Raw genomic sequence first — 13,444 nt, forward strand, 5'->3', positions numbered from 1 at the left:
TGCCCGCCTGCTCAACGAATCTGAGGCTACACGTAAACAGCTTGCCGAGGCCGCTAATAAGCTGGCCAGCCTGGAAAAAAGTTCGCAGCAGTCAGCTATTTTAAAAACCAATTTATTAAAAACCCCCGAAGGCAAAAACTCATATTCCTTGGGTGTTTTTTATTATGATAAAATTAACGCTGAATTTGAAAAAATCACTAAAAACAACATTAAACTCGCGCCTTCATTGATGATTGACGGTATGAATGATGCTTTCAATAAATCACTCAAAATAAATAAATCAGAGATAATGGAAAATGTGGTCAAAATTGATCGAATCGTGCAAAGCATTAATAGCGACTATGCTAAAAAGATCCTTAAATTAATTAACAAGAAGAAATATGAAGTACTTGCAAATGGTTCATTTTTAGTTACCGATAAATCGACATCGAAAAAATACAGTGAGAATGAGATAGTAACATTCGATATGCTGGAGAAAAACCTGAACGGCAAGCCTATACTTAACACCATGAATACTAATGTTAATTTTAATCAAATCCGTGATCCGTTGCTTAGAAAAGTCGTTTCAGAGGGTGGTAAAGGTGGTGCAATGACGCTGTATGGCAAGGCAGATATCTTATATAAAAACGTACCTGATGGCGTGTCACCGGAAAGTCTGGTATCGATAACCTTTATGTTAAAGTAGAAAATATATACAGGAAATCATCAGTAAAAGCATCGTGCTTATTGGTATGTATATTTCCTGTTTTCTTATATCACAAGCGGCTGCGGTGGCATATCCATGTCCTCTGCCAGCCGTTTTTATCAACCTCCATTCTCTGCCATAATTAATTATCACATCAGATGAACTAATAACACTTAGCGATCATTTCTACTATCGACCACATCAGTGCTTTATACAAAAAAATATCGGCATATTACCACTTGTAATAACATAATTATCATTTAAAGGATAAAGGTAAAAAAAGGTACTTACACCTTCTTTAATTAATACATCAGCAAGAAAATCACTCAGCACTTTCGAATGATTTAAGCTTTCCGGTAAAATTGACACTTTTTGTGAGGTAAAGTTATAGGAAAAGTTATTTCTTTCAATTTCAAGATAATTTCTCAGTTTAAAAAAATACACATTTGCATTGCCATCAGTAATACGCCCATCCATCATTATAGTACCGTGCCTGCCATTAATGACAAGGCTGCTTTTAGAAACCAGAAGCTTACCAGATTTCCTCGCCGAATATGTAGCATCACATCGAAAATGAGTGCTTTTGTAGTTGACATAAAAAAACACCATCACCGGAATAATAATTGATATCAAAACAGTAACTAAGATTATAATTCTGCTATTTTTAAAATACATTTTCATCTCTCAAATCCATGACTTCACATTTTTTTGGTCTCAAATCAATAGCTCTATCGCACGAAATAACTGAGATATCAGGCGAATAGGGAAGTATAGTTACATAAACGAAATATTGATGCTGACATTTCAAAAATGACAGGTTCAAAATAGACAATCGGTCTTTGCCATTTTTCGGGGATAGAAAAAACTTACACGTACTCCCGGGCATAAAAACTGGGCCACTGTAGTTTTCAAAGAATTTGTAGCCTCTGGTTTGTGTACCATATATTTCAAAAGTTAATGTGCCTGACATCATCATGATGATTAGTATAAAAGCCATTGTTGTAAAGTGAGTTAGCTTTCTGTTTTGATAAATCACGGGTTCGACAGTTTGTTCTGGTGCGTCTGTCCCATTCTCATTTTTTTCACTGTCATCCTCGTTATAATCCTGCATTTTAGCCAACACGGTTACCGTTGGGTTTAGTCGAAAACCTTTCCTGGTTTCGGTTAGAATATAATCAGTCTCATTTTCACATATCTCTCTGAATGCCCGACGAATGACAGATATGCTCTGATACAAAGTATTAGGAGACGGGATAAATCCACTTCCTTGCCAGGCATACTCATAGAAATCATTTTGTAGCACCAGAGCTTTTCTGGAAATCAATAACTCCAGGCAGCGAGCTGAGGGGCCTGTCAATTGCACTTTTTTACTACTATCAGACACGCACGACAAAAGATTCTGTTCTGGCCAAAATATAACTGAATCATTTAGTACATAAATATTCTGCATACAAAATATCAACACCTCAAATCCAAACCAACAACAATAAAGTTACATATTAAGTAACAACCATTAGGAAACATACAAAAAACCTTCAATTAGATTATATAAGACAAAACCAATACCTTCACAATTTTTATCAACCACTTGATTTTAATCATTTTTAATCAATCATAAGTTATTTTCACTTTCATAACACATTTTTTTTATTTATGAATAAGTTCCTCAAATGAAAAATCTTAAATTTATCAAACGGCTCCTTATAATTGATTCATACCGAAAACGTAATATAAAAATATCTTACGCAGAGTGTTAACTACTTAGTATCTAAATATGGGTGATATTAATGATGAGGAACGCCCGAAAAAGACAAAAACACCAATAAAGAAGAAAAAACCAGATTTTAAAACCAAACATTAATCAGTAAGCAGCCATTAATCATCACATATATGTCTGATTGATTAATCATTTTTAACATATAGAATGCCACAACACGGATAAGGCAAAGGTAAAAGGAGATCATTTTCAATGACGCAAAACCCAAGAAAATTAGATCATCACCTTTATGGATATTGCATTGGGGATAATCTAGAGTTCAGGATATCACCTGCCTTATTAGTAAATACATTGACAGGCATCAGCATTCGTCTGCGGCCAACAATGGCGCGACTGCTTTCTTATATCTTAAATCATTCAAACGAAAGAATGATTGAAGATGAAAAAATAATGCGGGATGTTTTTGAGAATTATGGCCTCAAGTGTAACAAGCAGCGGCTGTGGCAGGCCATTAACTCGCTAAAAAAAACTTTGGCAAAGTGTGGTTTCAGCCGCTTTATTATCTACAGAGTAAATAACAATGGTTTTTTAATTTCCAATGTGAGAATTGGAATGTTGTTATGTTACGCCCTCAACAACTCTCACTTTGAGATGTTTGAGACTGCTAAGCCAGAAAAACATGACCAGAACATATAGATATATGTAAGTTAAACAGCGGCGAATTATCTTTTAAAGTTGTGTTTACACAACCTTGATAAAGCTATTTTTTCTAAATTCCTCTCCGAGAGAGACACAGTACTCATGATGCTGTGGCGATGTATTTCGTCGAAATCATGTAAAACCAAAAGTAATCAATTAAGGATAATTTTATGAAAAAGTCAGTTGTTAGTACCTCAATCTTTGCTGTTTTCGCTCTCGCAGCATTTTCCGCCCAGGCTGCTTCCACGGGGACCATTACTTTTAACGGTGAACTGACCGACACAACCTGCGAAGTGGATATCAATGGCCAGGGCTCCGACGCAACCGTCATCCTGCCGACCGTCGGCGTAAACCAGCTGACTGCCAGCGGCGACACCACCGGACGGACCTCTTTCAATATGAATATCTCTGACTGCGTTATCGGTACCGAAGGCGGCCACTCCAAAGTAGCCGCTTTCTTCCAGCCGGGTAACACCGTTGACCTCAGCACCGGTCGTTTGAAAAACGTTGGCGGTAGCGCCACTAACGTTGATCTGCGTCTGCTCGACGCCTCCAACAGCTATGCGCCGATTAACATCGGTAACACCGATCAGGTTGATGGCATGGCTTATGTCGATATCAATACCGACGGTACCGCTCTGCTGCCATACGCTGTCGAATATTTCGCGAATGCCCAGACCACGCCAGGTACCGTCACCAGCAGCGTCATTTATAACCTGCAGTACAAGTAATCAGGAATATCAGGGGGAGACTCTCCCCCTGTCACAAGGAGCCCCCAATGAGACCTTCATCTCTCATCCGAACACTCTCAACGGTAGCCTGCCTCGCTGCGGCGGTAACGTCATGGTCATCCCTGGCCAGCGTTATCGTTAACGGGACGCGCGTGATCTACAACGGAAATGAAAAGGAAGTGTCTGTCAGACTGACGAATACCGGCACGCTTCCGGTTCTGGTACAAAGCTGGATTGATGAGGGTGATATGAATGCCAGGCCGGATCGCATCCGTACGCCCTTTACTCTGACGCCGCCGATCAACCGTATTAATGCCGATAAAAGTCAGACTCTCAGAATCAGCTATACCGGCTCACCGGCCCTGCCGCAAAACAAGGAGTCCGTTTACTGGCTGAATCTTCTTGAGGTGCCGGCATCCAAAAAAGACGACAGTTTAAATAAACTGCAGGTGGCTTTTCGTACCCGAATAAAACTGTTTTATCGCCCGGCGGGCCTCACTGACAGAGCAAAAGTCACCGAAGCGGCTGAAAAAATTAAGTGGACCGTATCCGGGGGAAAACTGATTGCCTCTAATTCCTCACCCTATTTTATTTCGCTGGTGTCCGTTTCGCTGAAAAACGCCGGCAAAAATGGCTCGGTTGAAGGCGAAATGGTTCCTCCAATGGGCAGCTATACCTTTAATTTGCCGAAATCCGTAAACGCCGGTGCAGGTTCATTACTGATTTATGAATATGTGAATGACTGGGGCGCACTCAGAAAAGTCGAATACACCTTATAAGCCCTTTTTATATTTTTTACCGCTTCAGCCATGAGGAAATAAAGTCATGCGTCTTCAGTTTGGATATTCATTGATTGCCATCGCTGTCATGGCTGCAATTATGACCCCGCGGCAGGTCGTTGCAACATCGCTTTCATCGTCTCCCGCGAATGAAGACAATCTTACTTTTGACCCCATTTTCCTGAATACCTCGGGTGAAGAAAAAATCGATTTATCGCGCTTTGAAAATGGCGGCTCCGCCACGCCCGGAACATGGTCAACGGATATTTTCGTTAACGGTGAATCAGTCACTCAGAGCCCGGTTTTATTTGCCGAGCAGGCGGATAAAAAAGTGCGCCCGTGTATCACTGCCGGCCTGATTAAAAATCTCAATCTGAATTTCGATAAGGTCCCGGCCTCTTTTACCACCGCTCTGCGGGAGAACCGTGCGTGCTATAACCTTGAAGAATTATTACCCGGGGTCAGCATCATCTATGACTCCTCCACGCAGCGGCTGGATGTCGAAATCCCACAGGCCCTGTTGCGTAACACGGCTCGCGGTTATGTCAGCCCGGCATTATGGGATACCGGTATTCCTGCGGCCCTACTGGGCTATAACGCCAGCACTTACACCACCCGCTCACACGGAAGGGATTACACATCCTCCTATATTGGCCTCAACGGCGGACTGAATATTGGTGGCTGGTATTTCCGCCATGATGGTAACTACAGCTGGCAGCAAAGCAACGGCGGCCAGTATCAGTCCATCAATAATTACGTACAAAAAGATATCTCATCCATCCTCGGCCGGGTGCTGCTTGGCGAAACCTCCACCGGGGGGCAGCTCTTTGATACCCTCCCTTTCCGGGGCGTTGAGCTGGTCAGCGACGACAGGATGCTGCCGCAGTCCCGCCGCGGCTATGCGCCTGATATCCGCGGTATCGCGCGTACCAATGCCAGGGTAACCGTACGGCAGAACGATCGCATCATTTATGAAACCACGGTACCGCCCGGAGCTTTCGTGATTGAGGATTTGTATCCCACCGGTTACGGCGGCAATCTTGACGTGAAGGTCACGGAAGCCGACGGCAGCGTGCAGAGCTTCCAGGTGCCTTACGCGTCGGTGACCCAGCTTCTGCGCCCGGGCGCGCACCGCTATGATGTGGTGGCAGGACGACTGAACGATCCCAGCCTTTCCTTTAACCCAACGCTGTATCAGGCGACCTATCAGCGCGGCCTGTCGAATATCCTGACCGGATACACCGGGATCCAGGGCAGCGGCGCCGCCTACTATGCGGTGCAGCTAGGTATGGCTATTAGCACGGCTATCGGCGCTTTTTCTGTCGATGTCACCCAGGCGCGCGTACACCTGAAAACTACAGACGAGACTGCGAATAGCGGCCAGAGCTACCAGGTAAGCTACAGCAAGTATTTACCGGATACGGACAGTAACCTGACTATCGCAGCGTACCGATTCTCCACGTCCGGATATTACGACTTCCAGACCGCAATGCGCGCCATTGATGAAGAAAAACGCGGCGGTCTGGCCTCCGGAATATGGCGTCCCAAAAATCGCCTGAATATTACGATGAACCAGGGGCTTGGCCCGGGATGGGGACAGCTGTATGTCACCGGGTACACCCAGGATTACTGGAACAACGGTAAGTCTGACATTCAGTATCAAATGGGCTACAGCAATAACTTCGGCCGGGTTAACTATAACCTCAGCGCAGGACGCGTCAGAAACTACAGCGGAAAAATGGAAAACAACTTTCTGCTGAACATTTCCACCCCGCTGGGTGGATACGATAAGAAGCATGTGCCGATGCTCACCGCCAGCCTGAACAAAAGCGGCAACGGTCGCATGGGTGAACAGCTGGGCCTTTCCGGCACCTACGGGGAGGATAACCAGTATAACTACGGGATGACGGCGGCGAACTATAACCAGGGCACCGGCAGCAGCATGACCGCGAGCGGCGGATGGCGCACGCCTTACAGCCATCTGACGGCCAGCTATGGCGCCGGCAAGCATTACCAGAACACCAGCCTGGCCGCCAGCGGGACGGTGATTGCCTGGCAGAACGGCGTGGTGGCCACGCCTTATACGGGAGACACCTTTGCCGTGGTCGAGGCGAAGGATGCGAAAGGCGCCAAAGTCGGCGGCTATCCGGGGCTGAAAATTGACCGCTTTGGACACGCGGCTATTCCGTACCTGACACCGTATGAAATGAACGAGGTCAGTATTGACCCGAAAGGGCTGTCACAGGAAGTCGAGCTGAGCAATACCACCGAGAAGGTCGCACCTCACTGGGGCGCAGTCAGCAAGGTTGTTTTCAATACCCGCAAAGGGATCCCGCTGCTTATCAGTGCAAAAAATTTGCAAGGCGAGCCCTTACCTTTCGGCGCGGAAGTATTTGATGCATCCGGAGCCAACGTCGGCAACGTTGGGCAGATGGGACAAATATATGCGCTGACCGAAGCCGCCGCCGGCCAGCTGACCGTGAAGTGGGGCAGCAAGGATAATGAACAGTGCCGGATAACCTATCGGGTCAACGATGAGAAACCATCAGGGTTCAGAAAGTTGACCGAAACGTGCAAATAAAAAAGAAATGAAAAACCAGCACCACGCTGCCAGACCTGATTGTCACGGCGTTGGGTTCCTTGTTCATTCGCGCATGGCGGTACGGCCGTTTAATTTCCGACAGGGATGACATTATGATTATCAATCACCTTACACAGACCACCGAAGTCAACGTTCTGACCCAGAATGTATACCTGAAAAAGGCCCTCGAGTCGTTAATAGTGGAATGTACGGCGGGCGATAAGAAGGTGCGCTCAGGGTATCACCCTGCTTTTATTAACAAGCCTGAACATTTCAGAGTGGCACTTATCGATACCGAATACATTTATCACCTAAGAGGTGCCTGGTATAAAATTTACAAAGAAATTATCAGGGCAGATTATTACGTTTTCATTTCCTTAACCGATATGAAGTTTGGCCGGGTCCCCTTCCTGCCGCTGTGCGGCTCGGTCAGTAAAATAAAGAAAGCGCTGCTGCATATTATCAACAGCGTCGGGCAGAAAAAGCACTCGTTAACAAGGAGTAACCCGCTGTCCTCTCTGAGCTTTTCCGAAAAGGAGCTGTTCTTTTTTTTAATTTCGGGATACGGCATGGATGAAATTTTTCTCGCACTGGGTAAAAGCAAAAAAACGGTATATCAGTCGAGAACCAATTTAATGAAGAAGATGAGATTAACGAATAAAAAAGATTTGCATATGATGCTGAAGTTTTGTGAATTCGTTGAGTATTACACTTTCAGGGAAAGCACTCAAGCCACCGGCGATAACGCCTCTCTGGTTAACAATGGACGTTTACCGTTTCTCCCGAATCCGGTTGAACATGATATGCACTGATGGTAATTTGTGAGGGTTTAAATGAAAGTGTTATTAACTGTCGTTCGTTTTTTTAAAACACAATTCCGGCCGGTAAAATACCTGAGCCTCGGTCTGGCCTGCATATTCACATCTCAGGCCCAGGCTCTTCATTGTGAATTCACAGAGTTATATACCGATAACATTTCAATCCCCGTTGTTGGTCTCGGAATATCCACCGCCGGTGAAGACGTTCCGGTAGGTAAAATTTTATATCGCCAGGACTATCGAAGTGCCAGCAGAACTACATCATTCGCATGTACCGTTGAGCTTGAAGATATTGCATCCGCGCCATACACAATGAACACATATACAAAAACTGAGGTTATATCCACGCCGTCGGGGCCGGCAGTGAAGTCAGGTGGTAAAGATATATTCCCAACCAACGTTTCCGGTATTGGGGCTATTTTTTATCTTTCCGGGATAGAGGTAGATTATACTTCCTTCCCTCACCTTTGGGAGAGAAGTCAAAGTATAAGCTATGGCACTCTTACCCAAGGTCTGGGCCAATTTTGGAAAGTAACCGTAGAACTTATCAAGACCGGTCCTATTGCAGGAGGTACTCAGCAGGTTGATGGTTCATCCTTTCCAACATTTCAGATTACCTCTGGTTCAAACTCCCCTTTCATTGTAAACAATGTTTTTGTCAATTTGAATTTCGTGGGTTCAACAATGATCCACACCAAAACCTGTCAGCTGGCAACGTCCAATATTGATGTGAATCTTGACAACCATGCGGTTGGTGATTTTACCAGCCCGGGAACGGTTACCGAGTGGAAGGATTTTGATATCGTACTGCAGGGATGCCCACCATTCTATGGTTATGGCAATTACACCTATACTGAAAAAACGGACAAACTTACCGGTTCCAATGCCGAAAACGTTGTCTCTATTACCTTTAAAAGCGCTAACGGCGTCATTGAAGGCAACCCTTCACTGGCCAAACTGGATTCTGGAGCCAATGCAGCCACCGGGGTCGGCATTGAATTATCACAAAGAAATATATCCGGCAGCATACCGCTGGATGGTTCCGGCGGCTTTAACCTGACCAATCTTACACAACAAGATAACGCCACCTATACCATCCCGCTAAAAGCTCGCTATGTTCAGTCTGATACCAACGTCACGGCAGGGCCAGCTAATGGTTCCGTCATTTTTACTATTACCTATTTGTGACGGTGGTTTCAGGAAAGTAAAGTCATATTCGTCTCTTTTTTAATATGGTGGGTAAAATTTCTTTTTTAAATTTTACCCATTAAAACTGAGGCACGATAAAGCGTAACAATGAAGGATAACCTTACGATTTAGCATTGGTCTGCACGCTATAGTTTATAAGGGAGAAATATATTATGCCTCGAAAAATAATTTACAGTCATATCATGATAATCATTTTCGCTTTTTGCGGGATAAGTTCTGCTTTAGCCGATATTGTCATCACCGGAACCCGCTTCGTCTATCCGGAAAAAGAGCGTGAAGTAACGGTAAAAATTGATAATGTTGGAGATAAGCCGGCTCTCGCACAGGTCTGGATTGACGCCGGGGACCCTAATGCCACGCCGGAGACGGCCAAAGCGCCCTTTACGATTACTCCTCCTATTAACCGCATCAACGGCGGTAAAGGCCAGACGCTGCGCATGATATATACGGGAGAAAAGCTGCCCGGTGATAAAGAATCCTTATTCTGGCTAAACGTGCTGGAAATTCCGGCGACGAAAAAAGACAATAAAAACCAGCTAAAAATGGCGGTTCGTTCAAGAATTAAAATTTTTTACCGCCCGCAGGGATTAGCCGGCAGCGCCAATCAGGCAGGAAAGTCAATCATCTGGAAAAAGGTCAATGGTGGAATTGAAGGTTCAAATCCTACCCCGTACTTTGTCTCCCTGGCGAATATCACCGAGGATAAAGAAGGGAAAACAGTGGTTGCCAACGGAGGGATGATTGCACCGGGAGGAAAGAGCGTTTTCCCCATGAAGAAGCACCTCGCGACGATTTATCCATCTTATATTAGTGATGAGGGAGCGATTAATTCCTTTGCGCAGCAGATCATCCCCTAATATTGAAATCCGTTATCGTTCACAAACCATCGGCGAAAACGTACGCTTATCACCTTGTAGCGCTAGCCCATACCTTTTCACACTCCATAAAAAATGCCATTAATGAGGTAAGAAATCATTAATGGCATTATTTTTATTGAATTAAATCAATGTGCTAAATCAGCTTATTCCCACTCAATGGTAGCCGGCGGCTTACCGCTGATGTCATACACCACGCGGGAGATACCGTTAACTTCATTGATGATGCGGTTGGACACGCGGCCGAGGAAATCGTACGGCAGGTGCGCCCAGTGAGCGGTCATAAAGTCGATGGTTTCAACTGCGCGCAGGGAGACCACCCAGTCGTACTTACGGCCATCGCCCATTACGCCGACGGAACGCACCGGCAGGAATACGGTGAACGCCTGGCTCACTTTGTTGTACAGGTCAGCTTTGTGCAGCTCTTCAATGAAGATGGCATCCGCGCGACGCAGCAGGTCACAGTACTCTTTCTTCACTTCGCCCAGCACGCGCACGCCCAGACCCGGTCCCGGGAACGGGTGACGGTACAGCATGTCGTACGGCAGGCCCAGCTCGAGGCCAATCTTACGCACTTCATCTTTGAACAGCTCGCGCAGCGGTTCAACGAGGCCCATCTTCATCTCTTTCGGCAGGCCGCCCACGTTGTGGTGAGATTTGATAACGTGCGCTTTGCCGGTTGCGGAAGCCGCAGACTCGATCACGTCAGGGTAGATAGTCCCCTGAGCCAGCCATTTCACGTCTTCCAGCTTCAGCGCTTCTTCGTCAAACACTTCAACAAACACGCGGCCGATGATTTTACGCTTCGCTTCCGGATCGTTTTCGCCCGCCAGCGCAGCCAGGAAACGCGCCTCGCCTTCGACGTGAACGATGTTCAGACCGAAACGATCGCCGAACATATCCATAACCTGCTGAGCTTCATTAAGACGCAGCAGACCGTTATCCACGAAGACGCAGGTCAGGTTTTTGCCGATAGCGCGATGCAGCAGCATTGCGGTAACAGACGAGTCCACGCCGCCGGAGAGGCCGAGAATGACTTTATCGTCGCCCACTTGCTGACGAATACGTTCGATGGCGTCGTCGATAATTTTGGCCGGGGTCCACAGCGCTTCACACTGGCAAATCTCGCGTACAAAACGCTCCAGCATGCGCAGGCCCTGACGGGTGTGGGTCACTTCCGGGTGGAACTGCACGCCGTAGAAGCGCTTCTCTTCGTTGGCCATAATGGCGAACGGGCAGGTTTCGGTGCTGGCAACGGTAACGAAGTCAGACGGGATGGCGGTGACTTTGTCGCCGTGGCTCATCCAGACGTCCAGCATAGCGTTGCCGTCCGCGCTCAGCGCATCTTCAATGCCGTGGATCAGCGCGCTATCGGTCTGAACTTCAACCTGCGCGTAGCCAAATTCACGCTCATTAGAGGCTTCAACGTGGCCGCCCAGCTGCATCGCCATGGTCTGCATACCGTAGCAGATGCCAAAGACCGGCACGCCAGCTTCGAAGACATACTGCGGCGCGCGCGGGCTGTTATCTTCGGTAGTGCTTTCCGGGCCGCCGGAAAGAATGATGCCGTTAGGATTGAACTCACGAATTTGAGCTTCAGTCACGTCCCATGCCCACAGTTCGCAGTAGACACCCAATTCACGAACGCGACGCGCAACCAGCTGGGTGTACTGAGAACCGAAGTCCAGGATAAGAATACGATGTTTATGAATGTTATCCGTCATTGACGATAATTCCGAGGCAAGTGATACAGGTTAAATAAATCGCCCGGCGCGTGGCCGGGCGATGAAAATCAGGAGCCCATGCGGTAGTTCGGGGATTCCTTGGTAATGGTCACGTCGTGAACGTGACTCTCCTGAATACCCGCGCCGCTGATGCGCACGAATTCCGCTTTGGTCCGCAGGGTGTCGATGGTACCACAACCGGTCAGGCCCATACAGGAGCGCAGTCCGCCCATCTGCTGGTGAATAATCTCTTTCAGACGGCCTTTATAGGCGACGCGACCTTCGATACCTTCCGGTACCAGTTTGTCGGCGGCGTTATCGGTCTGGAAGTAGCGATCGGAGGAGCCTTTAGACATCGCGCCAAGGGAACCCATACCACGGTAAGATTTGTAAGAACGCCCCTGGTAGAGTTCGATTTCGCCCGGAGACTCTTCGGTACCCGCCAGCATCGAACCGACCATGACGGCGGCTGCGCCTGCGGCAATCGCTTTCGCGATATCGCCGGAGAAACGAATACCGCCGTCAGCGATAACCGGAATACCGGTGCCTTCCAGCGCTTCAACCGCGTCAGAAACGGCGGTGATCTGCGGAACGCCCACGCCGGTCACGATACGCGTCGTACAGATGGAGCCAGGACCGATACCCACTTTCACCGCGCTGCAGCCGGCTTCCGCCAGCGCACGTGCGCCCGCGCCGGTCGCCACGTTGCCGCCGATGATTTGCAGGTCAGGATATTTTGCGCGGGTATCGCGAATACGCTGCAATACGCCCTCAGAGTGACCGTGAGAAGAGTCGATCAGCAGAATATCGACGCCCGCGGCAACCAGCGCATCAACGCGCTCTTCGTTACCCGCGCCCGCGCCAACCGCTGCGCCAACGCGCAGGCGACCCTGCTCATCTTTACAGGCGTTCGGTTTACGTTCCGCTTTCTGGAAATCTTTAACGGTGATCATGCCGAGAAGATGGAAGCTGTCATCCACAACCAGGGCTTTCTCAACGCGTTTTTCATGCATTTTGGCAAAGACCACTTCGCGGCTTTCACCTTCGCGAACGGTAACCAGACGCTCTTTCGGCGTCATATATACGCTAACCGGCTGGTTCAGGTCGGTGACGAAACGCACATCGCGGCCGGTAATGATGCCGACCAGCTCATTGTCTTCGGTCACAACCGGATAGCCAGCAAAACCGTTACGTTCAGTCAGCTCTTTAACTTCGCGCAGAGTCGTAGTCGGCAGAACGGTCTGCGGGTCGGTAACCACGCCGGACTCATGCTTCTTCACGCGCTTAACTTCTTCCGCCTGACGCTCGATAGACATGTTTTTATGAATAAAACCGATGCCGCCTTCCTGTGCCAGGGCAATCGCCAGACGCGCTTCCGTCACGGTATCCATTGCTGCGGAGAGCATAGGAATATTCAGGCGAATGGTTTTCGTCAGCTGGGTGCTGAGATCGGCGGTGTTTGGCAGAACGGTTGAATGAGCGGGAACGAGGAGGACGTCGTCAAACGTCAGAGCTTCTTTAGCGATACGTAGCATGGGCAATATCTCGACCAGGGTGGATAAATATTGCCGTGGCATTATACAGAGCGTAACCGATTGCATCTACCCTTTTTTGCAAATAATACTT

11 protein-coding genes and 1 pseudogene are annotated in these 13,444 nt (G+C 47.6%); 8 read left to right on the top strand and 4 right to left on the bottom strand.

Translation table 11 applies throughout. From position 1 onward, the window contains the following. Positions 1-685, top strand: a pseudogene (locus ABLV75_RS15160) (cell envelope biogenesis protein TolA); the annotation flags it as partial. Positions 686-886: 201 nt separating this feature from the next. Here the strand turns inward: ABLV75_RS15160 and ABLV75_RS15165 are convergent. Together ABLV75_RS15165 and ABLV75_RS15170 are read right to left on the bottom strand one after the other, a co-directional pair. Further along, on the bottom strand, positions 887-1,366 hold the full coding sequence (locus ABLV75_RS15165) for a hypothetical protein (protein WP_023321419.1): 480 nt from the start codon (positions 1,364-1,366) through the stop codon (positions 887-889). After that, the gene (locus ABLV75_RS15170; protein ID WP_049128512.1) at positions 1,350-2,135 is read right to left on the bottom strand and encodes a winged helix-turn-helix domain-containing protein; all 786 of its coding nucleotides are present in this window, start codon (positions 2,133-2,135) and stop codon (positions 1,350-1,352) included. The genes ABLV75_RS15165 and ABLV75_RS15170 overlap by 17 nt, the downstream gene beginning before the upstream one ends. Before the next feature lie 519 nt (positions 2,136-2,654). On the opposite strand from ABLV75_RS15170, the gene ABLV75_RS15175 reads away from it, so the two are divergent. The 7 genes from ABLV75_RS15175 to ABLV75_RS15205 all read left to right on the top strand — a co-directional run bounded on the left by ABLV75_RS15175 (position 2,655) and on the right by ABLV75_RS15205 (position 10,076). Continuing rightward, the gene (locus tag ABLV75_RS15175; RefSeq protein WP_004104457.1) at positions 2,655-3,098 is read left to right on the top strand and encodes a hypothetical protein; all 444 of its coding nucleotides are present in this window, start codon (positions 2,655-2,657) and stop codon (positions 3,096-3,098) included. A gap of 173 nt (positions 3,099-3,271) precedes the next feature. Beyond that, positions 3,272-3,832, top strand: coding sequence for a fimbrial protein (locus tag ABLV75_RS15180; RefSeq protein WP_004104458.1), 561 nt, complete (start codon positions 3,272-3,274; stop codon positions 3,830-3,832). 47 nt (positions 3,833-3,879) lie between these two features. Continuing rightward, positions 3,880-4,611, top strand: coding sequence for a fimbria/pilus periplasmic chaperone (locus tag ABLV75_RS15185; protein WP_004104459.1), 732 nt, complete (start codon positions 3,880-3,882; stop codon positions 4,609-4,611). A 46-nt stretch (positions 4,612-4,657) separates the two neighbouring features. Beyond that, complete coding sequence (locus tag ABLV75_RS15190; RefSeq protein ID WP_023321421.1) at positions 4,658-7,192, top strand: fimbria/pilus outer membrane usher protein; 2,535 nt, start codon at positions 4,658-4,660, stop codon at positions 7,190-7,192. Positions 7,193-7,305: 113 nt separating this feature from the next. Then, on the top strand, positions 7,306-8,004 hold the full coding sequence (locus ABLV75_RS15195) for a LuxR C-terminal-related transcriptional regulator (protein ID WP_023321422.1): 699 nt from the start codon (positions 7,306-7,308) through the stop codon (positions 8,002-8,004). Between the two features lie 21 nt (positions 8,005-8,025). Further along, positions 8,026-9,198 carry a fimbrial protein gene (locus ABLV75_RS15200; protein WP_077270096.1) on the top strand — a complete coding sequence of 391 codons (1,173 nt, stop codon included), beginning with the start codon at positions 8,026-8,028 and terminating at the stop codon, positions 9,196-9,198. 173 nt (positions 9,199-9,371) lie between these two features. After that, positions 9,372-10,076 (top strand): fimbria/pilus periplasmic chaperone, encoded by a 705-nt coding sequence (locus ABLV75_RS15205; RefSeq protein WP_004104466.1) that lies wholly within the window; start codon positions 9,372-9,374, stop codon positions 10,074-10,076. A 164-nt stretch (positions 10,077-10,240) separates the two neighbouring features. Here ABLV75_RS15205 and guaA read toward each other — a convergent pair whose 3' ends face one another. Both guaA and guaB read right to left on the bottom strand, forming a co-directional pair. Beyond that, a complete protein-coding gene (gene guaA, locus ABLV75_RS15210) occupies positions 10,241-11,818 on the bottom strand; it encodes a glutamine-hydrolyzing GMP synthase (protein WP_004104468.1) in 1,578 nt (525 codons plus the stop codon). 68 nt (positions 11,819-11,886) lie between these two features. Continuing rightward, complete coding sequence (gene guaB / locus ABLV75_RS15215) at positions 11,887-13,353, bottom strand: IMP dehydrogenase (RefSeq protein ID WP_014230355.1); 1,467 nt, start codon at positions 13,351-13,353, stop codon at positions 11,887-11,889. Between the last annotated feature and the right edge of the window lie 91 nt (positions 13,354-13,444).

Source organism: Klebsiella sp. CN_Kp066, from assembly GCF_040065135.1.
Classification (GTDB): Bacteria; Pseudomonadota; Gammaproteobacteria; order Enterobacterales; family Enterobacteriaceae; genus Klebsiella; species Klebsiella oxytoca.

Excerpts from the sequence above, each read along its gene's own strand:
- ABLV75_RS15165 (WP_023321419.1), bottom strand. The coding sequence starts at position 1,366 with ATGAAAATGTATTTTAAAAATAGCAGAATTATAATCTTAGTTACTGTT.
- ABLV75_RS15170 (WP_049128512.1), bottom strand. The coding sequence starts at position 2,135 with ATGCAGAATATTTATGTACTAAATGATTCAGTTATATTTTGGCCAGAA.
- ABLV75_RS15175 (WP_004104457.1), top strand. The coding sequence starts at position 2,655 with ATGACGCAAAACCCAAGAAAATTAGATCATCACCTTTATGGATATTGC.
- ABLV75_RS15180 (WP_004104458.1), top strand. The coding sequence starts at position 3,272 with ATGAAAAAGTCAGTTGTTAGTACCTCAATCTTTGCTGTTTTCGCTCTC.
- ABLV75_RS15185 (WP_004104459.1), top strand. The coding sequence starts at position 3,880 with ATGAGACCTTCATCTCTCATCCGAACACTCTCAACGGTAGCCTGCCTC.
- ABLV75_RS15190 (WP_023321421.1), top strand. The coding sequence starts at position 4,658 with ATGCGTCTTCAGTTTGGATATTCATTGATTGCCATCGCTGTCATGGCT.
- ABLV75_RS15195 (WP_023321422.1), top strand. The coding sequence starts at position 7,306 with ATGATTATCAATCACCTTACACAGACCACCGAAGTCAACGTTCTGACC.
- ABLV75_RS15200 (WP_077270096.1), top strand. The coding sequence starts at position 8,026 with ATGAAAGTGTTATTAACTGTCGTTCGTTTTTTTAAAACACAATTCCGG.
- ABLV75_RS15205 (WP_004104466.1), top strand. The coding sequence starts at position 9,372 with ATGCCTCGAAAAATAATTTACAGTCATATCATGATAATCATTTTCGCT.
- guaA (WP_004104468.1), bottom strand. The coding sequence starts at position 11,818 with ATGACGGATAACATTCATAAACATCGTATTCTTATCCTGGACTTCGGT.
- guaB (WP_014230355.1), bottom strand. The coding sequence starts at position 13,353 with ATGCTACGTATCGCTAAAGAAGCTCTGACGTTTGACGACGTCCTCCTC.